The organism is Alkalihalobacillus sp. CinArs1 (assembly GCF_947387515.1).
Lineage (GTDB): Bacteria > Bacillota > Bacilli > Bacillales > Guptibacillaceae > Guptibacillus.
The window spans coordinates 385,480-408,770 of the sequence record NZ_CANDOB010000002.1 but is presented as its reverse complement, the minus strand read 5'-3'; the positions used below and the strand labels follow the sequence as shown (position 1 = coordinate 408,770).

Below are 23,291 nucleotides of genomic sequence, written 5' to 3'. Positions count from 1 at the left end.
AGCATACAACTTTTTTGCTTATAAAACGAGGGCCGTATTTCGTTATAAAAATGAAAAAGCCCAGGAACAAACGTCCCTGGGCTAGCTTATTATCCTCTTACTGGACTAATCGTGATCGAAGACAGATCGAGCGTGATCGTTCTCCTCGCTCCCGTTTCACTTACATACGAGAACGTTCCACATCCTCTTGATTCATTGATGCTCTCCATCCTGAACAGCGTTGGAACCATCCCTCCATCTAATCGTAAGAACTCTCCTCGATTCGTCGTAATATAATACTCGTCACGAACCGGTGGCGGCACTGGTGACGTTGAGACCAAGCTGATTTCAAGGAGGACTTCCTCATTCGGACGAACGCGAACGGTCGTGCTGAACGGTTCATATCCTGCTCTCGTCGCCCTGACTTCATACAGGCCAACAGGAAGACCAGAAAGTGAATAAACTCCTTCTTCGTTCGTTCTCACTTCTCGAACCAGCGTCCCATCTTCATTATAAAGCCTGATCAACACACCATCGATCGGTACTCCTGTTCCTCGGTCAGTTACCCGGCCAGCGATTCCTCCGTCCTCACCAGGGCGAAGTGCAAAATCGACTCCTTGACGCTCTTCACCAGCTGCTAGCACCACTACCTGCCGATCTTCTAGATAATCGATCGCATCGGCTGCGACCGTAAAGGTTCCTGCACTAAGGTTCCCAATCGTATACGCACCATTTTCATCTGTGAATGTGTCTCCAACGAGCACGCCTTCTTCATCGAAAACACTGATGGTCGCTTCACTAATCGGCTCCTCCGTCGTTGCAGATCGAACCGTACCTGAAATGGAAGCTGCGGCTTCTCCAAGCGCAAAGTTCTCTACGTTCGTATCGTTCACAAACAACGTGGACTGCCTTCCTTCAGAGCCATATCCTTGCGCTGATGCACGTAGTGCATACGTTTCATCACTGAGTCCTGTGATCGTGTATCTTCCGTTGATGTTCGTTAGCGCAACCGCAACCGGGCGATTGATGAGATCGAACACTTCAACGATCGCACCTACGATCGGAAGACCTGTTTCAGCATCTGTAACGAGTCCTGTAAATCGACTCGGAATTGCTACGAGTGAACTATTCACGACAGTCGGGGCGTCAGGTTCAGCCTGGAACGATACGACGTTTGCTCGATAATCTGGGTTGATCGTTGAGATGTTGTACTCTCCAGGGTTCAGCCCTTCATACTGGAAGTTCCCGTCAGCATCTGTCTGAACTTCTGCTACAACTACTTTATTTTGATCAGATATTCGAACGAGCGTATTCGCTAAAGGTTCCGTACCCTCTCCTGTCACGCGTCCTACCACACTTGCTTTTGTTAAGGAAAGCTGAAGATCAGCAAACGTGGTTTCACCAGACTCAACAGATACTGCATCAGCATCGTCACCATAGAAGCGACTGCTCGCAACGACCGTATAGTTGCCCGCTTCAATGTCTGGAAGTACATACATGCCTTGTGAATCCGTCAACGTGGATGCGATGACTGGACCTGACGAGCTAATCAGACGCAGCTCCACGTTCGTCCTCGATAAAAGCGCACCTGTTTCTGAATCTGTGACAACACCCTTCACGGATCCTGGTACGGATGGAAGCGAGATACTCGTCGCGGTCGTTTCACCTGAAGAAATATCTGCACTTAACGACTGCTGTTCATATCCTGGACTGTTCACGAGCATCGTATAGATGCCTAGCGCAAGGTCGAACACTTTATATGCCCCATTACTCTGCGTTAACACCGTCGTGATCACGGAACGTTTCGAATCAAGGATCTGAATGGTTGCACCAGCGATCGGATCACCGTTCGAATCTGTAATAACACCTGCCAAATCACCGGTTTCAGGAGATAGAACCAAGGTGGCCTCTTTTGTAACACCTGGCTCAATAATCGCTCCTTGCGAGGAGTTCGTATAATTTGGTGCGGCTGCAGAAACAACCACTGTCCCTGGTTCTAAGTCTTCAACAACAGCGATTCCATCCTGATCTGTCACAGCTGAGGTGATCGGAATACCGGTTTCATTTTTTACATTGGTCACGACGCCCGTTACAGGTGTGCTCGTTACGTCATCGACAACGAGAATGGATAATCCGCCAGCACGAGGGCTCAAAGGTACTCCGAGCGTGCTCTCTTCACCTGCTTCGACCGGAATGGCAAAACTTGCTGGACTGAACCCTTTGGTGGTCGCAGTAAGAAGGTAGTTGCCCTCTTTTATGTCCGGTATCGTGTACGTGCCATTCGTCTCTGCTTGAACTGACGTGATCAAGGCATCGTTCTGGTCAAACAAATTGACCAGAATGGTTCTATCTGTAAGCACGTCTCCATCAGCATTCGTGATCGTTCCGGTAATACTTCCAAACGTTGGAGGTGTTTGAACATCAGATGTTGTGGTGTCATTTGGTTCTACAATTCCCCCTACTGATGTGGTTGGTTGATTAGGTTTATCAGCAATGATTTGATACGTCTTAGGCTCTAGATTCTGAATGGTATAAAATCCTTCTTCATCTGTTACAACGGAATCAACAATTGTTCCATCAGGCGATACGATATTCACAACGGTTCCAGGTTGAGGATTACCATCTGCATCCGTTACGATTCCATCGATCGATCCATTGTTTGCTCCAAGTTCAAACGACACCGTTACGACTTCTCCTGGTGTAATCGCTACACCCTGCTTCGCATTTTCATGGTCAGGAGCAGTACAAGAAACAACATAGATTCCCTCTGGCAGATTTCCAATCGAACACGTGCCGCTCGTATCCGTTACTCCCGACCCGATGACGCTTCCGTTCGGATCAATGACTTTTACTGAAGCACCCGCTACCGCTCCGTCTGGTCCAGCAACCGTTCCCGTCACGACACCAGGATCTGGAGTGAGGAAGCCATCGATCGTTGTTGTTTCATTCGCTGCAACAGTTGCTCCGGCGGTGAACGTATCAAAGTTCGGGGAGGTGATGATGACCGTGTACGCACCAGGTGCAAGACCTGTTACGGTGTATTCACCCGCAGGATCTGTAACGGCTCGTTCTGATGGCTGCACGCTATCTCCATAGAGAATCTGCACAATCGCACCACTCACAGGGAAGTTCGTTTGTGTATTTAGAACCCTACCAGAAATGGCACTCGGACGTGGGACGAGATCAAAATTAACGGTTGTCGTTTCTCCAGCTCCGATCGTAAACCCTTGCTTTTCAGATTGATAATCAGGATTGTTGACCACGAGTGAATAGATACCAGGATTAATGTTTTGAATGAGATACCTGCCCTCTGCGTCCGTTTGCACCTCGAATAGATTTGTATCCGTGATATCTAACAGTCGCACGACTGTATTCGGTGCAGGAACCCCGTCAGTCGTAACTACACCTTCCACGCTAGATGGATCCGGCGTAAGTGCAAATTGCTGGATCGTTGGCACACCTGCCTCGATGAGGACAGAGCCGCTTTCGCTTCCATAATTCTCAGCGGTGACGACAAGGGTATACGTTCCATTCGAAATCGTACCGAAATCGTAATTTCCGTCACTATCGGTCAAAACCGTACTTATGACCGGCCCGAACGGACTGACCGACCTCAGTTCCACCGTTGCCCCTACAACGACCTCCCCGCCGACATCCAATATCGTTCCTTGAACAACTGCGCCTGTCGGAATCAATGAAATATCTACGACAGTCTCTTCATCAGGAGTTACTGTTCCTGTTACAACATTTGCACCGGTACTGCTTTCACTAGCCGTAACGGTATACTGATCAGGATCTAACTGCGGGATTGTATAAGAGCCATCGCTATTTGAAATAACCGTTGCGACTGACGTGTTCGTACCGTCCGTCACGGTAACTGTCGCATTGCCGATCGGCGTCCCATCGGTGTCTGTGACGACACCTGAAATGGTACCCGTAATCTCTGACAGAGCGAGTTGAACAGGTGATGTTTCAGCCGGCTCCACGATCACTCCGATCGTTGTAGCGCCATAGCCAGGGGCAGTGGCTTTTACATTGAGCTGACCTACCTTAATATCTGAAAGAAGAAATTCTCCATTCTGATCCGTCGTGATCGTCGCAACGAGGACACCATTCACATTCGTTACCTCAACAAAGCTCCCCGGAAGCGGCGCGCCGCTCGTATCGGTGATCGTACCTTGAATCGATCCTCCCGCTAAAGATAGAGGTACGGTTAGCTCCGTTATCTCTCCATTCTCTACGATCGCACCGACTGTAGCTGCTTGATAGCGATCCGCGATCACATTGATGCGATATGATCCAGAAGGAAGGTTCAGGACTTCAAACGTTCCATCCGATAAAGCTTGGAGCGTCTGCAGCAGTGCACCGTTGTCGTTTAACACCCTGATGGCGATCGAAGTATTTTCGATCGGATCGCCGTCCACTCCAACAACGGTTCCAAAGATGGTGCCACCGACTTCTTCAAGTGAAAAACTGATCTCTGTCGACTGATTGGATACAACGATAACCCCTGTCTGATCTTGAACGAAATATGGTGAGCTCGCGATGACGGTGTACATGCCAGGCGATAAAAGCGGCGATACAAATTCACCGTTCGTTTCAGAGTTTGTAGAAATGATCGGAATTCCTTCAGGTGTACTCACGGAAATCAACACACCAGGGATCCCTTCACCAGTTGATGCATTAACGACGCTCCCGGTAAATGTTCCCCCGAGAGGGATCATGACAACCGTGAGGTCACTGTACTCTCCTCCTGGTGGAACGGATACACCCGTTGTATACTCTGCATAATCATCGATTCCTGCTATAACTGTGAAAGAACCTGGAGGCAGATTACCCACCGAGAAGTTCCCATCAATATCTGAAATCCCGTTCCCTACCTCGACTTCATTTTCATCGATAATTCGTACACTGACATTTCCTAATGGCTGACCGGTATCATCCACTACTGTGCCTGAAATTGTAACAGGATCTGGGACAAGGCGGAATTCTAACGTCGTGGTTTCGTTTGCTTCAACGGTGATCCCCTTTATTTCTTGACTATAATTAATCGTGTACGCATTGATCGAAAAGGACCCTGGAAATACCCCTGTGATCGAAAAGTCTCCGCTCGCTCCTGCGGTTCGACGCGCTACTGGTACAGTGGATCCTGGAGAATACACTTCAACCTGTGCTCCTACTAACGGTGAATCCGTTTCTGCATCGAGGATGATCCCCGAGATGCCACCTGGTTCAGGTGTGAAGAAGATATCGCTTACGACCGTTTCACCCGGAAGCGGATTGATCGATACTTGCACACGCTGGTAATTCGGTGAAATAGCAGAGATCAAGTACTGACTCGCTGTGAAATTCGTAAAACGATAGAAACCGTTCATATCTGAGTTCACTGTTTGAATGGAACTTCCGTGTATATCTAGTAACCTCACAAAGACATTTGGCACTGGTTCACCAGTCGTTTCATCGCGAATCGTTCCTTCTGCAATCGCAGGAAACGGTTCGAGCTCAAAATCTAACGTCCGCGATCCATTCGCAGGAACTTTAACGGACGCACTCGAAGAACCATAACCCACTTCTGCGAAAGCGATCACCGTATACGTTCCCGCAAACAACCCAGGGGTATGATACACACCTGAAGCATCTGTTAACGTTGTCGCATAAACAGGGCCAGTCGGTGTTAAATAACGCACTTGAATGTTGACTCCACCGATCGGATCGCCTGTTTCAATATCTGTTACCGTACCGATCAGATCACCTGGCTCAGGTGTAATAATAAAGCTTAATGACGTCGTTTGGTCTGGTAAGATTTCAAACGTAGCACTCTGACTTGAAAACCCTTCAGCAGCAACGATCGCACGATATAAACCTGGAGATAAATTCGGGAACGTAAATTGACCGAAGCTATCTGTTACCACTTTACTTTCTAACGTTTTACCGAAATTGTTTACGGTGACCACTGCATTATTTAACGGTTCACTCGACAATTGATTCGTCACGAACCCAGTGACCGCACCCGGGTTCTGTTCAAGGGCGATATCCATTTCAACGCCTTCAAGCGGTACGGTAACCGTGATGACTTCATTCCCATATCCCTCTGCATTCACGTTCAATAAATAGGAACCTGGCAATACCGAATCGAATAGATACACACCATTTTCACTCGGATAGATACTCGACACAAAAACGCCCGTGCTCTTTGTGAGCGATAGAAAAACAGCGGTTCCTGTGATCGGGGCACCTGTATTCGCATCGACGACATTCCCGGCAATCGTTGCAAGGATCGGCGAAAGCTGAACGGTAACGTTGCTTACTTCACCTGCAGTGATGATCGTAGACACAAGGTTAGCAGTATACCCAGCTAATGTTGCAGTAACAAAGTATGTTCCTTCCGATAAACTTGGGATGACGAACGAACCATCTGAATTTGCCAACAGCGCTTGCAGCAGTTCTTTGTTTGCCCCGAGTAACTTTAGTTGGATGTTATCTCCACTGATTGGATCACCGTTTTCATCAACAACCTGACCCCGAATATCTCCAACCGTTGTTTTCAGTCTTACATTCGCACCCGTCGTTTCTCCAGGCGGAACGATAACTCCTGTGATCTCAGTAGAATAATTCGGCGCCGAACACGTAATCGTATAGGAATCTGGACCAATGTTTCGATACAGAAACTTTCCGAACTGATCACTTGTGGTGTACTTGATGAGAATTCCGAGACTGTTTCTAAGAAGAACTGAAGCTCCAGTGATGACCTCGCCTGTTTGAAAATCAGAGACACCGCCTGAAATCGTCCCGAGCACCCTCGCCATGACAAAATCGATGTTTTGCACCTCTTGCCCTGCTTCAACGGATACTGTACCTGATGTCGTCGTGTGCAGCATCAGCTTCGCGATGAGCGCATAACTTCCTGGTGGCACGTTGCTGATAAAATAGTTCCCATCAACGTCCGTATTTCCGTATGCGATCGGCGTTTCATTTTCATCGAGAAGCGAAATGGTCACGTTCGCTAATGTCGTACCTAAATCATTCACGATGTTTCCGCTGATCGAACCCGGATTTGGCTTAATCGTCATGGGTACGTTCGAAACGGTATCTGACTCTACGAAAGCCCCCGTACAAGCAACAGAATAATTCGGAGCTGCAGCTTTTAAAATATAGTTTCCAGGCGCTAAATTTTCAAACTGATATGCACCTGTTGGGTCAGCCGCCGTTGCGTTTACGAGCTGGTTATCGAGCGAATATAGCTGAACGATTAAATTTTCAGCTACCGGCGTAACGGTTCCGATTATTGAACCTGGATTTGCTTTTAATTCGATATCGATGCTCTTCGTAAAGCCCCATGGTACGATTTCTCCGATCAATGCCGTTTCATACCCTTGAGCGACGACAGCCATCGTATAAATTCCTGCAGGCAGCCCTACTGTAAAAAACTCCCCGTCTCCACTCGTAATCAATGAATCTACCTGAAAACCAAGTGCATTACTGATGTTGATCGTTGCACCGGCAATGGGCAAATTCGTGTCCGCATCACGTAACGTACCGGTAATAAACCCAGGTAATGGGACAAGCCCTACGCTTGTTGTCACCGTTTGACCAGGCTCTGTTTTCACGCTCGCATATGAACTACGATACGCGGCTGTATTCGCGTTGATCGTATACGTGTTAACGAGCACATTCTCAAACGTAAATTCACCTTCGTTCGTTGAGAACGTTGTGGACAGCAACACACCGTTCGAATCGATCAGCTGCATTTGGATCGATTCACCTGTAATACGGTCGCCCGTCTCTTCATTGATAATCGTTCCGACGATGGTGGATGGATTAGGTGTTAATGAAAAATTAAGCTCTGATTCATTTCCAGGAGTAATGATCGCGCCGCCTAATAACGATTGATAGTTCTTAAATGAAGCTGTGATCGAATAGCTTCCCGGATTAAGATCACTCACTGAATAGTCTCCGTTCGTGTCGGTGACGCGCCTCGACACGAGAACATCAGAATCAGAGTTATTCACGAGAATCACGGCTCCAGCAAGCGGAGCGCCTCCATCTGTCGTTACAGCCCCTGTTAACGACCCAAAAATCTGCTGAAGCTCAGCATCGAGGGTAAACGTTTGGTTATTGCTGATCAATGCACCTAACGTTGTTGTCGAATAACCATCCGCTGTAAAAATACACGTGTAGCGCCCAGGAGAAAGTCCTCTAATCGTATAGGTACCGTCATCGTTTGCGACGGTTTTTGCGACGACGACGTTATTCGCGACCACATCGATCTTCGCTCCTCCTACTGGACTTCCATCCGATACGACAGTACCAGCTAGAACTCCCGTTAAACGCTTCAGAAAACAGTCGAGCGTCGTTGTCTCATCAGACCGAATATAGAAGCCGAAGTTCTTCGCTCCGTGGCCATCAGAAGCGAACGTTGCAACATAGTTTCCAGGAGCGAGTGAACCGACTGCAAATTCCCCGCTCGCATCCGTCGTCGCGTTCGCAATCGTTAATCCGAAGGCGTTCGTTATTTTAATAGTCGTGCCTTCTAAATCTTCATTCGTGTCTTCATCTTTCACACGACCTTCGAGTGATCCTGGATTAGGAAGAAGATCAACATCTACCTCGACCGTTTGACCTGCAAGAACAGTAAACCCTACGTTAAAGGTCTGGTAAGAAGCTGCTTTTGCTCTGAATCGATACGTGCCAGGAGCTAGGCGATTGATGACACATTCTCCAGCTGCATCTGTCGTAGCTGAAGCAACGACAAGGCCTGTCGACCCGATGATGTCGACCGTTGCATTTGCAATCGGCACCCCATCGCTCGTCACTGTGCCTTCCACTATTCCAGGGTTAGGAGCTAGCGAGAAGTTTTCCGTCGCTGTAGCGTTCGAGATCACATCTTTCCCGATCGACTGAGACTGAAACCCATCAGCCGTGACCGTCATCACGTAATGACCAGGCTGAAGGTTGTTTAACGTATATTCACCTGCACCGTTTGTCGTCGTCGCAAGAATTTCCTGCCCAATATTGTTCGAGATCGCTACCTTTGCACCTGAGATCGGAACACCGCCTGAATTAACGGTCCCAGCTAGATTTCCTAGTACAGGTGCTAGATAGAGATTTACGATCGTAACGTTGTCTTCCGTGACTTCTACAACTCTTGTAACACCGTTAAAATCAGCTTTTGAAAACTCAAGCGTATACGTATCTGCCGGGATATTCGTAAAATTGTAATCCCCAAACGCATCGGTTTGCGTTGTGGCTATTTCCGTTGCACCGGATAGCAAGCGCACCGAAACGTTTTCTTCTGGAAGTCCGTTCACCTGATTGAGCACGTTTCCAGCGACGCCACCCGTTGCCTGAACATCGACGGTAACCGGTGACCGAACGATCGCCAGCTCCTGACCTGTAAACAAATCAAAGCCGATGCCTGTTGCGACATTCAAAACCTGGTTTCCGGATGTATAAAACAAGCCGTTTTCTATAAAATCTAAGGTTGCACTCTCACCTGCTTCAAGGTCTCCAACCGTCCACGTGAGCGTTTTATTCCCCTCATTATAAGCAGTCGAGCCTTGAGAAACGGATGTAGCTTGAAAAACGGACACGACATCAAGCGCGACTACATCCACAACGTTCAAGATCGTCGCCTGACTTTTACCTATATTCGTTAGCGTGATTCTACCAGTCCACTCATAGTTCTGCCCAGCAACTGGTTCAGTAGGACCTGAAATCATCGTCTTAGTGATTTGTAAGTTCGCTTTTACATTCCCATCGTTCACCGTCGTTGGATCAGAAAGAGCATCCTTAAATTCATAGTCTTCTTTTGTACGTAATGAATCTTTGTTATAGTTGTTGTTATTTGTAGCAGTAAAAGCTACCATTTGGATCGGATCTGCTGGCTTGATATCTAGATAAGAGAAGAACGTGGAAGCTGGAATAAGAAAATCAATAAAGAAGTTCTGTGAATCCCCAAACGTCGTATCCGCCTGGACAACTCTCGCTACATCAAAGTTAATAATCTGTCGTTGAAAATTCGGCTCCCCTTTTCCATTCGTTCCTTCGGCTGAGTCTTTCCATGAGTTAAATTCTTTGTCTACGTTTTGAATTAAATTCACGCGATTTTTCAATCCATTAACTGCAAGCATCCAATCGTAGGTTCCAGCTACTCCTGATGTATTGAGCAGCACTCCCCATGCATTTCGTTTAAACGACGTTTTTGACCGGTTACGTGGATCCGCTCTGACCCGCATACGAAAATAGACGTTGATCGTATCATAGGCGTAATAAAACGACGGATTGCTTTCATCCCCAACGATATCAGTCTGAGATGGATTCATATCCTTGATTAAATCTGCATAAACCTCCCCACCCACCAAGATCGGCGTAAACTGATTGTTATTAGGAAACGGCACGCGAACACCTCCAATAGGTTTCAATCTTTTTACTATACGCACGACTGCCCAATCCGGAAGTAAAAAATTAGAAAAAGTTAAACTTCTACGTAATAACGTTATGACTGAAATAGAATTCCATGACATCGTTTTTTCCAATATAAAGAAGCTCTTCCAGTTAGGAAGAGCTTCTAATGATCATGTCCATATTAAAATTGAAGCGTTAAGGCTTTGAAAGGTAACCTGCACATGTAGATTCTAGTAAACTACTAGTAGCAAGGTTGTCGAAGCAACTATTCTATCGTCGCCGTTACTCAAATTCCTCCATCTTCTTTTCTTTCATGTTATCTACTTTCAACTTCACTTTCATCGGGGCAAGGTCGAGATTTACATTTACTGCAGCGTACGATTCGACGCCGTCAATTTTACCCCAGTAGCCCTTCGTGTCCTTCGTTTCTTTAAACGTCAGCTTGAATCCTTCACCACGGTCCTCATCCGTTAAATCGATCGCTAGTCCAACGGCTGTCGTTGCGGTATTATCGATAAGATCATAGGTTAACACCTGCTTTAGCGCATCTTCACCAAAGATCCCTGTGTTCGCAGAATTCGGCTGATAATAAGGATCGGTGATGAGTGGCTTGTCCTCTGTAATCTCATAGGTTTTCGACTCAAAGTTGTAGCGGTCTCCCTTTTCAATATAGCTGATCTTTACATCTTTCATCGCAGCAGGGTAGTCTTTCGTCTTTTTTGCATCAGCGAGGTCGACGATAACGAGTCCACTTTCACCAACCACTTCAATCGTTTCACGTTCAGGGTAAACGACCATCGCGCTGTTCTCATCGATTCCGTACGCCATTTCATGCTGTGATTCCCATGCAGCAACCATCAATCGACCGAATCGGCCACGTTTTACGAAGTGCTGATCGACGATCCCTTCTTCAAAGAATCCTAGCCCCTCCGTTAAGAAGACACGATTATCCTCGGCGTCACCGTAGTTATCACGATCCGTCACACCGTCGCTCAACGCACCAAGGCTAGAGCCTGCTCCGATCATCGGATCACTCATGATCGCAGCACCAGCGCTCGAACCACCGAGCACCGCTCCTTCTTCACGGATGTCTTTGATCGCCTCGAGAACCGGCGTTTCTTCATCATCTTTCAATAGTGTTGTCGTATAGTGAAGCTGATTTCCTCCTACGAACCAGATCGCATCGTACTGTTTCACCTGTTCTGCAAGTTCCTCATCCGATCCGTTATCAATCCACTTCGATTCGTCTTCTTCTGTCGAGCGGTCATTGTTGACTGCGATCGGAAGAATGTCGATGTTTCCTTCCGTTGCACCGTACCTCACAAAGTCTTTCTTATAAGAGGTTGCACTCTCGATCGGACTTGAGCTTGCCGTTGGCAGGATACCGATTTTAAGGTCTTCCTTTTCAACGCCTCTTTTCGCTTGAGCTAGCGCGAGGAACTTGTTGTACACTTCTTCATTGTCCGGGCTAAGTGCACCCCCAACGATCACAAGCGCTCCTTCTTCGCCTCCACCGGAAGTACTCGCTTTTGGCTCGGGCTTTTGAATCCCCTGTACGACTAAAAAGATTCCTAAAAAGGCCGCTGCTAGTAAAGCAGTCGTTCGTTTCCATCTACTCATGACACTCTCTCCCTTCTTCTATTGTCAAACTATTATGCAAGTTCCGTGCCAAGTGGAAAAACCTGCTATATTGGACTTTTTCAATGTACCGTTTTATAATCTGGTTGTTCTCGACACCCAATAACGACCAATAAAAAAGGCACCGCACAGGTTGTTGTGCGGTACCTTGTTTTATTCGAACGTCCCCTTCACGAGGACTTCTTTGTTTTCTACCATCAGCTGTCCCTTTGCGAACACGGTATCGACTTCAAAACCTTTGTTCACAAGAACGAGGTCAGCATCCTTCTCTACCGCAATTTCGCCCTTATCCTTCAGTCTTAGAAGGGAAGCGGGATTTTTCGTAATCACTTTAATAGCGTCAGAGATTGGAACGCCATCTTCCACGATCGCATCTCGCACTTCTTTGTAGAGAGATGCAACCGTTCCGATCTGCAATCCTTCAAATTCACCGTTCGCATCAAACGCTGGCAGGCTTGCCTGACCATCTGAAGTGAACGTGATCTGTTCCACAGGTACACCTGCTTCTAACGCACGTTTTAAACCAGTGCTGCACTTCACTTCTCCCTCTTCTAAAAATTGCGGGATGGTGCTCGTTGTGAAATCGATGTATCCACCTTTTTTCGCATAGTCTAGTCCTGAACGAAATAGCTCTTCCGTTCGATTGATATGCGTCGGGTGGAACGTTTTGATCGGAATATCCGTTGTTTCTACCACTTCTTCAAGAAGAGCTAGCTTCGTAGGGGAATCTCCCACGTGGATATTCACGATGCCGGCCTTACCAGAAAGCATGCCTCCGATACGTGCGGCTGACGCAATCTTCGCCATTTCCTCCACTGTTGGCTGTGAGGAGCGATGGTCGCTGATCGCAATCTCTCCTGCTCCGATCACGCGGTCGATCAAGATGAGGTCATCCTCGATTTTACCTGTTAACGTTTTTACCGGAACTTGATAGCTTCCCGTATGAACGTAGCAAGTGATTCCTTCTTCCTCTAACCCTCTTGCTTTTGCGATAAGATCTGGCATCGTTCTCGTCGTGCCATCCGTTCCGATCACACCGATCAATGTGGTGACGCCTGAAGACGTCGCTTGACTAAGCGTGAGTTCTGGTGTTCGCGTGCGGTAGCTTCCTTCTCCACCTCCGCCCATGATGTGGACGTGTGAATCGATGAAGCCTGGGAAAAGGAGCTTCCCATCTGCTTCAATCACGTTGTGTGGAATGTCTTCAGGAAGCTCGATGCGCTCATCGATCATCGCGATCTTACTGAACGCGATCAGCACATCTTTTTTCCCTAGATGATCAGGATTGTAGATTTCTGCATTTCTTATGATAGTAAACATGTACGATCCTCCAAGCTATTACTGAAAATTCATGAGTGACGCTGTGATGACAAAAATGGATGCTAGCGCAAACAGCACGAGTTGGAACTTGATGATGAATTTAAACCATGTTCCCCAGTCCATTCTCGCAGCACCAAGCGTTCCCATAAGGGCTGCTGACGTTGGAACGATGATGTTCGTTAATCCGTCTCCAAGCTGGAATGCAAGAACGGCAACCTGTCTCGTTACACCAGCGATATCTGCAAGCGGAGCCATGAGTGGCATCGTGAGTGCAGCTTGTCCTGACCCTGATACAACGAAGAAATTAAAGACAGACTGAAACAGGAACATAAACCACGCTGAAACCGCCTGAGGGAAATCGTCCACAACGTTCCCAGCACTGTAAAGAAGCGTGTTCAGAACGGATGGTTCTCCAGCTGCATCGCCTCCAAGTATGATGACGATTCCCTTTGCCATCCCAACGACGAGCGCGGCAGGAAGCAAGTCTTTCGCTCCGTCTGTGAATCCTTCTGCAATATCATTGACCGTCATGTTGTTCAGTTTGAAGATGACGCCGATAATACCGGCAACAAGACCGATCGTAAAGAACTGTGTTGCGATTTCTGGAATGTAGTAAGCATCTTTAATAACGCCCCAAATGATCCAGCCAACCCCAGCAAACAACGTGATCACAACGAGTCCATGACCGAGACTGAATCGCGAGTCCAGTTCTTGATTTTTATTGTAATCTTTAAAGTACTGATTCGATTCTGTTGAGAGGGACTTCGATGGGTCCTTTCGGATGCGGTTCGCGTACCACATCGTGTAAAGAACGCCTACAAGCGTGAAGACGATCCACATTACGATTCTGAACGGTGCACCTGACAATACAGGTATTCCTGAAACACCCTGCGCGATCGCAACGCCGAACGGGTTCATCCACGATGTTGCGAATCCTATCTGCGTCGCAACGTATGTAATCATGACACCTGTGATCGCATCATATCCGAGCGCAACGACGAGTGGGATCAGGATCATCGCAAACGCGATCGCCTCTTCTCCCATTCCAAAAATCGCGCCGCCTAGTGAGAACAAGACGAACATAAGAGGGATGATCAACACTTCTCGCCCTTTTGTTTTATCGATGATCGAGAGAATTCCCTGATCGATCGCTTTCGTTCGCATGATGATCCCGAAGGCACCACCGATAATCAGGATAAAGGCGACGACTCCGACAGCCGATCCCCACTTACTCCCTGATACGAGACCTTCGAATACATAGTTTAGAAACCCTGCTTCACCAAAAGGCTCAAACAGACTCACACCTTCACGTACAGCGTTACCTTCATCGTCCTTTACATAAGAAAAGCTATCAGGAATAAGTACGGTCTTCGTTTGCTCCTGCCCCTGGTGTACGTAGGTAACATCTTTTGTTTCAAACGTTCCCTTTGGGATGAAATACGTAAGAACCGCCGCTGCCAATACGACAAAAAAGACAATAACAAACGTATGAGGCATTTTAATCTCTTTCTTTTCTTTCTTCATGTTTCCCCTTCCTTCCGTTACTACTATTGGTTTTAGACTGCTTACTATATACAATGCAAGTTTCATGCCAAGTTTTGATCTTCCTTAATCGTCAGAAAAATCACGAAAATACGTCCTGCTATCGGGTTCATTTGTTACTAATTGGTGATACAATAGAACCAATAAGAAAAAGAAGGTGTTCTATATGAGTCAGCCTACCCTTACGCTCATCGCTGGGAGTAGTCGAACAAAGGAAGTATTACGAGAGCAGCTTGACCAGCTGCTTGGAGATTACATCTCTGTCACATCGTTCGCAGTCGATGAAGGGCTCCCTCTCGAATGGTCTGATAAGATCATTCTGTATTCTTCTGAAGCCGCTAAACTGGAAGCGGAAGCTCTCTCAACGATCCAAAGTCCAAAAGTCGTCGTTGGCAACAGAACGATTCGTCACGATTACATCGAAGAACTGTTGACCCTCCCCGATGGCGAAACCGTCCTCATGGTCAACGACGACGATCAAACGACGGTCGACGTGATCGAATCGCTCTATCAGCTTGGCATCAACCACATCAAATTCGTCCCTTATAAAAAAGGAAAGATGTTTTATGACGATATCACGATCGCCATATCCCCTGGTGAAACGCACCTATGCCCCGCCTACATCGATACGGTGATCGACATCGGCGTCAGGCCCTTCGATATGGCCACCATCCTTAAGATGATCGATCACTTCGATCTTGATGACGTGATTTCTTCTAAAGTCTCTGAGCGCTACATTCGCAGTATGATCACGTTACATCGAAAGATCCTGTTCGCTGAACAAAAAGCAACGAGGACGACTGAACACTATCAAAACGTCGTAGATACAGTTGATGATGGGATCCTTGCGATCAACCGAAAAGAACGCATCACCCTTTTCAACCATCGACTTGAAGCCCTTTTTCAGCTTTCAGCAAAAGAAGTCGTCGACCAGCCACTAAAGGACGTCGTCGATGAAGAACTGTATGAATTCATTCTTCACGATACAGAAGAAAACAAGTACCTTTCGATGAACGGCGTCGACGTCGTCGCGTTCAGACAGCACATGGAAGGTGAGCACACGATCGTCGTAACGTTTAAAAGTGTAAACCAAGCGTTTGAAATTGAAAAAACTGCCCAGCGAGAGCAGCATAAGAAAGGATTCGTAGCGAAATACGACTTCGACGATATATTAGGGGAGCATCCTCATTTAACAGAGTGCAAACGGATTGCGAAGAAGCTCTCGATGTCAGAGCACCCCGTTCTCATTCACGGCGAAACAGGCGTTGGAAAAGAACTTTTCGCTCATGCGATCCACCGCCACTCCCTTCGGAAAAACGGTCCTTTCATCGCCATCAACTGTAGTGCATTAACAGAGACATTGCTCGAAAGTGAACTGTTCGGGTACGAGGAAGGAACGTTTACTGGAGCCAAAAAAGGCGGTAAGAAAGGATTATTTGAACTCGCCGATAACGGCACGATCTTTCTTGATGAAATCGGGGATATCAGTTCGACCGTTCAAGCTCATCTCCTTCGTGTTCTGCAGGAGAAAGAAATCAGAAGGATCGGCGGAAGAAAGATCATCCCCGTTAACGTTAGGGTGATCGCCGCCACGAATAAAAACCTTCAGGATAAAATCGCAGAAGGGTCTTTTCGGTCAGATTTATTTTATCGATTGAACGTCCTTCATCTCTCCATCCCACCACTCAGAGAACGTGTGAGTGATATTACGCTTCTGATGAATTATTTTGTTACAAAGAGCGGCAACTGGATGAAGATCGATGATGATGTGATTCAGCGATTTCAAACGTACGACTGGCCAGGGAACATCCGCCAGCTAAAAAGCATCATCGATTATGCACTTGTCGTCGCAAGCGGTTCAACGATTACATTAAACGATCTGCCTCATGACAGGTTGCAAAAAATTTCGACAGAGCCTTCAACACTACCCGAAAGCAGTATGGAAGCAAACGAACATGAGATGATTTTAAAAGGAATTAAAGAGAGAAACGACGCAGGAAAATCTGCAAGCCGAAACCACTTATCCGAGAGTAGTCAAGGTTCCACCACGCCACTCACTCCACAACAAGTCCGTCTCCGCCTGAACGACCTCGAACGAGAGGGATACGTGATCAAAGGACGCGGACGAGCTGGTACTCACATTACGTTAGAAGGGGAACGGTATTTAGCTCAATTACAAGCACAAAGCCGCTAGGGATTCTAGCGGCTTCGTGTATCAGAACCTAAGCGGGTTGCTCCATCGACAGCACTTCAAAGATGTGACCATCAGGGTCTTGAAAGCTCGAAGCATACATAAACCCGTGATCGACTGGATCTGAGGACGCTTTTCCTCCAGAATTCAGAGCTTTCTCCACAACGCGGTCGACTTCCTCTCGGCTACTCACCGATATCGCAACGATTGCCTCTGTTCCATCCTTTGCATTCACGACCTCTTTTTTTGTAAACGTCTTAAAGTACTCTTCTACTAACAGCATGATGTAAGTATTGTCGTTGATCACCATGCATGTTGCTTTATCATCCGTATACTCAGCGTTGAATTCAAAGCCTAGTTCAGTGAAGAAGGATACCGATCGATCAAGATCTTTTACAGGTAAGTTCAAGTAAACTTGATTGACTTGTAACGCCATGCCATCACCTCATCTTCAAATTTTCAATCCCACCCCACTCACTTTTCTACATGAAGCGTTGGAACCCTTTTTTCAACGATGACTTTTATTTAGGACATGTTTTTTGTATGCAGCGATCTTTCCATCGAGCATCTCGTCTGTTGCCTTGAGCGTTTCAATCTGGTGCTGAATCTTCTTTTGGTGATTCTCTAATAGCATGAGCCTCTCTCGTGCAGTGTGATCACCCTCTTTAAACAGAAGGGCATATTTCTTTAAGTCCGTGATCGGCATCTGGGTTTCTCTTAACTTTTTAATAAACATGAGCCATTTGATGAGGGCGTCATCAAACTCTCTGACACCATTTTCATCCCTAAGCGGCTCGATGATTCCTTCTTTCTCATAAAAGCGTATTGTATGCGGCTTTATATTGACCTTTGCGGCAACTTCACTTATCGAATACATAGCAACCTCCAATTTTTTAAAACAAACGGCTTGCCTTAAAGTGAACTTTAACAGTTACGCTATGATCATAGCAAATAAAGGAGGAATTCACATGACATACACCGTCATTACTGGAGCAAGCTCAGGGATAGGCTATGAAACGGCGTTAACGTTTGCCGAAGAGGGTAAGAATCTTATTCTTGTCGCACGAAGAGAAGAAAAGTTAGAAGCACTAAAAAAGGAAATCCAAAACATCAATTCAGAATTGGACGTCGTCGTGCGCGTCGCCGACTTATCGATCAACGAACAAGTGTATAACCTTTACGAAAACCTTAAGGAATATGAAATCGACACGTGGATCAACAATGCCGGGTTCGGGAACTTTGATTCTGTAGGTGATCAAGACTTACCGAAGATCGAAACGATGCTTCGATTAAATAACGAAGCGCTCACAATTCTGTCGTCTCTTTACGTTCGCGATTATGCGGATAAAGAAGGAACACAGCTGATTAATGTCTCATCAGGGGGAGGATACACGATTGTCGCCGATGCCGTGACGTACTGTGCAACAAAGTTCTTCGTTAGTGCGTTTACAGAAGGATTAGCGCAAGAGCTCGAAGGAAAAGGGGCGAAGCTAAAAGCGAAAGTCCTGGCACCTGCTGCAACTGAAACAGAATTTGCCGAACGCTCGTTGGATGTTGATGAGTTTAGCTATGAACAAGCTGTTCCGCAGTATCACACAGCAAAAGAAATGGCCGCGTTCATGCTCGATCTCTATAAAAGCGATAAAGTCGTCGGAATCGTTGACGGGTACACGTATGAGTTCTCATTACGTGATCCCATCTATCCTTACGCGTCGAGAGCAGCAGATTCAGATTCATAAAACGAAAAGGGAGTTCGTCAGTACGTTGACGAGCTCCCTTTTTCAAATAACCGTTTCAATCAAGAGGACCAAGAGACTTATTTTACCGAGAAATCTCCTGACGTAGTTTCGACCACTAGCTTATTCGTCGCTTCTCCGATCACACCATGAAATTCGTTCTCTTCTTTCTCCTTGTATAACAGATCCTTCAGGCTACTATCAGCTTCGCCCGAGTTTCCATCGAACGTTATCTCAAGGTCTGTAGGCTTCTTTGAATAGATCACCTCGACACTGCCGCTCGTCGTTTCGATCTCAAACGTTTCGCTTTCTTCTTCCGTTACGAGCGTGACATCTCCAGACGTTGCCTCGATCTCCCCAGAGGTTGCAGTTAGACGATCAACCTCGATACTTCCGCTCGTCGACTCTATCGAAAGATCTTCGATTGTGCTCTCGCCTAGTTCTATGTTTCCGCTTGTAGCTGCTAACGAAACGGTTGTGGCTGTAAATCCTTCAAGCGTATGAGAACCAGAAGTCGACTCGATCATGACGGTATCGGTCGTAAGTGCTACCCCATCAATATCCCCAGACGTGGAACGAACGTTTAACGTTTCAAAAGCATTCTCTGGTATTTCGATAACGAGCGTTACATTTTTGCTTACAAGATTAACTCCAAGCTTACTATCAGGTACATACGTAACCTCAAGATTTCCATCTTTCTCTGTCACGTCGATCTCCTGGTTATCGCCATCTTTCTTGACTGTTCCTTCCAACGTTACAGAAAGCTTCTCCTCTGTTGTAGAACGAAAAACAATGTCTGCTGACGTTGTTTTGACATCGAGCGAGCTCATCCCTTCTACCGTAACTTCTTCATTTACATTTAACGAAACTCTTTCTGCCCCAACATCGGTAAAATACATAACACCCGCTATAAGAAGTAAGATGATTCCCAACAAAAGAACGAACTTTTTCACTACCGCACATCCCCCATCCGCTACGTTTTCCTACTTTGAATGATGACCGTTAAAAAGAAGATGACAAGATACCCAACCATTAAATAAACGAGTAAGAACGCAGTCGGAACTGTACTCCAAACGAGCTTCGTGATGAAAAAAGCAACGAGAGCGAAAATCACAGCACCGAGCCATAGCTTAAATCGATTGACATTCATCGTTCACTTCCCCCTTGCTGCTATGAATTTGTCTTTGTATTAAATGAATTGAAACCCATAAACATACCAGAATAATAGAATCGTAAAGATTCCTGCATACACCCATTTTTTCTGTTTGAAATGGATGACGCTGATCAACGCGAGCACAGATAGCATGAAGAAATAATAAAGATAATCGAACCATTTCGCTTCGATCAGAAACCGATCGATCGTGATCAAAATAAAAAATGCGACGACAAATAATACGTACTTTCTAGATTCCTTCGCCTTATTCAATCAACTAACCTTCCAATCATTTTGTGTTATTCTACATCTCTCTTCATGACAATGTCGTCATCCGTTTCGTCCACTCTCTTAAATCCTGCTTTCTCATAGACTCGGATGGCTGCTTTATTTGTTTTCTCCACTTCTAACCTAACCACGTCGATCCTCGCGTCATAGTAATTTAATCCGAACTGAATCCCCTCGTTTACATAATCGACGGCGAGTCCTTTCCCAACTAGACGAGGATGAAGAGCAAGTCCGATCTCCACTGTATTACCGCTTACTGTGAACTCAAAAAGTCCAGCAACTTTTTCCCCTTCAAGAGCCACGAAACCATCACATCCACCAGGACCGATCAGCACACCGTCTTTCTCATAAGAAGTAAAGTACGGTTTCATAAAGAGGTTTTCGAAGCGGCCTTCATAGTCCCATGCGTCAATTTCTTTCAGGTATTCCAATGTGATTGGAACAAATGTATACATCATTGTCATTTTCCTTTCCTACAACATTTGATCGAGCGATTTATACCCTTCTGCAGTTTGCTTCAATGTATCGAGCGTACTCTCTAAATGATGGCGAATTGCGTTTTGCACTTCTTCGACGTCTCCGCTCTTGATCGCTTCGATGATCTTCCGATGTTCATCGAGACTTATGTTCTTTTCCTCACTCTGCGTATCGACGACATCATAAATTCGCAGGTAAATATCGATTTGATCGATCACCTTACGCAAAAATTCACTTATGTATTTATTATCGCTCCTGTCTGCTAGAAGCATGTGGAATCGTTTGTTAAGCGCGATGTATTCTGGGATATCTTCTGTTTTATAAACGCTCACCTCTTCTTCGAGCGTCTCTTCTAACCTTAAGATATCGTGATCTGAGACCTTATCGAGCCCGAACTTTACTGCGATACACTCTAGCTCGATCCGCAGTTCAAACGCCTGAATGATCTCCTTTATGTCTGGCTGTACCACGTACGCACCCTTGTTCTGTACAAGCGTCACGTAGCCTTCTTCTTCTAGTTTTCGAAACGCATGACGGATCGGGGTCCTGCTTACGTTCAGCTTTTCCGATATGATCGCTTCTACTAATTTCGTTCCGGGCGCAAGCTCTCTCCTCAAGATAGCTTGTTTTAACTTATCGACAATCCTTTGTTCAGCAGACTTTTTTGTCATAGGTGATCCCCTCTACTTTAAATGTACGGTACTACTAGCATAAGCGACCTACGCTTCTAAGCCAAGCACTTGCTTGAAAAATTTAGGCTATTCAAATCGAAAGAAAGGCCTTACAATAAAATTGTAGTACAATTTTGAACTACATTAATGAACAGAAGTAAGGGGGCACAAGCTCATGTATCATAAATTGATCGATAAAACGATACCAGAGCAAGTAGAAATACTAACTCGGGCTTTGGTTGAGATCGAAAGCATCAACGGTACATCAGGAGAAGCAGCTGTTGCGGACTTTATTAAAGATACGCTGCTATCCTTTCCATATTTCAAAAAGAATCCTCACCTTGTTTGGGAGCAGGCTGTCGATCAGAAACTAGGTAGAAAGAATATCTTCGCATTCCTTAAAAGTCAAAACGATACGAAGAACACGATACTGTTCCATGGGCATCTCGATACAGTTGGGACGGATGATTATGGCAGCTTGAAAAAAGATGCGCTGAACTCCGATGCGTTAGAGGCCTTTTTCAAAAACTATCAGTTTGATCAAGACGTAAAGAAAGATGCGGAGTCTGGTGATTGGCTGTTTGGTCGAGGGGCACTCGATATGCAGAGTGGTGTAGCGGTCCATCTTGTAAACTTACTCTATTTTTCGATGCATCAAGAAGAGCTCAATGGAAACATCCTCTACATGGGGAATCCCGATGAAGAAAGCCAGCATAAAGGGATCACGACGGCGATATCAGAGTTAAATCGATTGAAGCGACAAGGGCTGAACTTTGTTTGTGCAATCAACGCTGACTTTATGACGCCTCAATACGACGGTGATCCACATCGCTATATTTATACCGGTTCAGCCGGAAAGCTTTTACCGAGCTTTTATATTTATGGGAGAGAAACGCATGTTGGTGACACCCTATCTGGAATCGACTCAACGTTGATCTCAGCTGAAATCAATCGAAGAATCAACAACAACATCAACTTAGCAGAAAATATTCCTGGGGAGCTCATCCTTCCTCCTTCGTGTTTGTATCAGAAGGACACGAAAGATTTCTATAACGTTCAGACCGCGAAAAGCAGCTACTTGTATTTTAACTATTTTATTTATGAAGCGACGGCGAAGGATGTGATGAGAAAGCTTGAGGAACTGACGGTGGATGCTTGTATAGAGGTCGAAGCAACGCTTTCAGCGAACTACCAAGAGTTCATCAAGCGAACGGGACTTCCGACTCGAAATCTCTCGTGGCATATCGAAGTTACGAGTCTTGAATCATTTATCGATGAGTTGAAAGGAAAAGGCGCAGATGTCGACTCAGTGACTGCCCAAGTCATCGAGGAAAACGAAGACCTCGAGGCGCGCATGCTTTGTTTTAAAATCGTAGAAGCACTTCAACAGCTTGATCCAGATAAGAAACCAAGAGTGATCATCTTCTTCGGTCCTCCTTACCTTCCCCACAATTATTTGGGAGAAAGTGAGCGTGACCAGCTTTTGCTTGATGTTGTGAAGCGTAATCTAGATGAAACGGCAAAGCGCACAGGGGAAACGTTCGCAGTGAAGAAGTTCTTTCCATACCTTGCAGATGGTAGTTTCTTATCGCTGCATGAGACGGATGATGAAATCGATGCACTCGTGAAGAACTTTCCTGAGCTCTCAAAAACGTATCCGATTCAAATCAAAGCCATACGTGAATTAAACGTTCCGTCTGTGAACATGGGCGTGTATGGGAAGGACGGACACAAATGGACGGAGCGTGTCTATAAACCTTATTCGTTCGATGTCCTGCCAACACTCATCCGAGATACTACGAAGATGCTGCTCGATCAATCAAATGAAAGGCACGGAAAAAAGGTAGTCACTGAGTAGATGCCACTTCCTTACAAATATTGTTTTTTTCTAC

Annotated in this window: 14 protein-coding genes; 3 read left to right on the top strand and 11 right to left on the bottom strand. The window is 46.1% G+C overall.

Annotated elements, in window-relative coordinates; all coding sequences use genetic code 11:
* Nucleotides 1-89: 89 nt before the first annotated feature.
* The 4 genes from PFZ69_RS10610 to yfcC all read right to left on the bottom strand — a co-directional run bounded on the left by PFZ69_RS10610 (nt 90) and on the right by yfcC (nt 14,865).
* Nucleotides 90-10,376 (bottom strand): MSCRAMM family protein, encoded by a 10,287-nt coding sequence (locus PFZ69_RS10610; protein WP_270181050.1) that lies wholly within the window; start codon nt 10,374-10,376, stop codon nt 90-92.
* A 289-nt stretch (nt 10,377-10,665) separates the two neighbouring features.
* Entirely contained in the window at nt 10,666-12,003 is a 1,338-nt protein-coding gene (locus PFZ69_RS10605) for a cyanophycinase (protein ID WP_270181049.1), read from the bottom strand.
* A gap of 171 nt (nt 12,004-12,174) precedes the next feature.
* Nucleotides 12,175-13,341, bottom strand: coding sequence for a beta-aspartyl-peptidase (gene iadA / locus PFZ69_RS10600; protein ID WP_270181048.1), 1,167 nt, complete (start codon nt 13,339-13,341; stop codon nt 12,175-12,177).
* Nucleotides 13,342-13,359: 18 nt separating this feature from the next.
* Entirely contained in the window at nt 13,360-14,865 is a 1,506-nt protein-coding gene (yfcC, locus tag PFZ69_RS10595) for a putative basic amino acid antiporter YfcC (protein WP_270181047.1), read from the bottom strand.
* A 184-nt stretch (nt 14,866-15,049) separates the two neighbouring features.
* Between yfcC and PFZ69_RS10590 the strand changes: the two genes are divergently transcribed.
* On the top strand, nt 15,050-17,077 hold the full coding sequence (locus PFZ69_RS10590) for a sigma-54 interaction domain-containing protein (RefSeq protein WP_270181046.1): 2,028 nt from the start codon (nt 15,050-15,052) through the stop codon (nt 17,075-17,077).
* Nucleotides 17,078-17,105: 28 nt separating this feature from the next.
* On the opposite strand, the gene PFZ69_RS10585 is transcribed toward PFZ69_RS10590, so the two are convergent.
* Nucleotides 17,106-17,510 (bottom strand): VOC family protein, encoded by a 405-nt coding sequence (locus PFZ69_RS10585; protein WP_270181045.1) that lies wholly within the window; start codon nt 17,508-17,510, stop codon nt 17,106-17,108.
* Between the two features lie 72 nt (nt 17,511-17,582).
* Entirely contained in the window at nt 17,583-17,951 is a 369-nt protein-coding gene (locus PFZ69_RS10580; protein WP_270181044.1) for a MerR family transcriptional regulator, read from the bottom strand.
* 91 nt (nt 17,952-18,042) lie between these two features.
* On the opposite strand from PFZ69_RS10580, the gene PFZ69_RS10575 reads away from it, so the two are divergent.
* A complete protein-coding gene (locus PFZ69_RS10575) occupies nt 18,043-18,813 on the top strand; it encodes an SDR family NAD(P)-dependent oxidoreductase (protein ID WP_270181043.1) in 771 nt (256 codons plus the stop codon).
* 77 nt (nt 18,814-18,890) lie between these two features.
* Here the strand turns inward: PFZ69_RS10575 and PFZ69_RS10570 are convergent, their stop codons facing one another.
* From PFZ69_RS10570 to PFZ69_RS10550, 5 genes are read right to left on the bottom strand one after another with little or no spacing between them, the layout of a single operon-like run.
* Nucleotides 18,891-19,763, bottom strand: coding sequence for a DUF4097 family beta strand repeat-containing protein (locus PFZ69_RS10570; RefSeq protein WP_270181042.1), 873 nt, complete (start codon nt 19,761-19,763; stop codon nt 18,891-18,893).
* Nucleotides 19,764-19,783: 20 nt separating this feature from the next.
* A complete protein-coding gene (locus tag PFZ69_RS10565) occupies nt 19,784-19,960 on the bottom strand; it encodes a hypothetical protein (protein WP_270181041.1) in 177 nt (58 codons plus the stop codon).
* 39 nt (nt 19,961-19,999) lie between these two features.
* Nucleotides 20,000-20,236 (bottom strand): hypothetical protein, encoded by a 237-nt coding sequence (locus PFZ69_RS10560; RefSeq protein ID WP_270181040.1) that lies wholly within the window; start codon nt 20,234-20,236, stop codon nt 20,000-20,002.
* 26 nt (nt 20,237-20,262) lie between these two features.
* On the bottom strand, nt 20,263-20,709 hold the full coding sequence (locus PFZ69_RS10555; protein ID WP_270181039.1) for a GNAT family N-acetyltransferase: 447 nt from the start codon (nt 20,707-20,709) through the stop codon (nt 20,263-20,265).
* Nucleotides 20,710-20,724: 15 nt separating this feature from the next.
* Nucleotides 20,725-21,399 (bottom strand): GntR family transcriptional regulator, encoded by a 675-nt coding sequence (locus tag PFZ69_RS10550; protein WP_270181038.1) that lies wholly within the window; start codon nt 21,397-21,399, stop codon nt 20,725-20,727.
* Nucleotides 21,400-21,574: 175 nt separating this feature from the next.
* Here PFZ69_RS10550 and PFZ69_RS10545 point away from each other — a divergent pair, with 175 nt between their 5' ends.
* Nucleotides 21,575-23,257, top strand: coding sequence for a M20/M25/M40 family metallo-hydrolase (locus PFZ69_RS10545; RefSeq protein WP_270181037.1), 1,683 nt, complete (start codon nt 21,575-21,577; stop codon nt 23,255-23,257).
* The last annotated feature ends 34 nt before the right edge of the window (nt 23,258-23,291 follow it).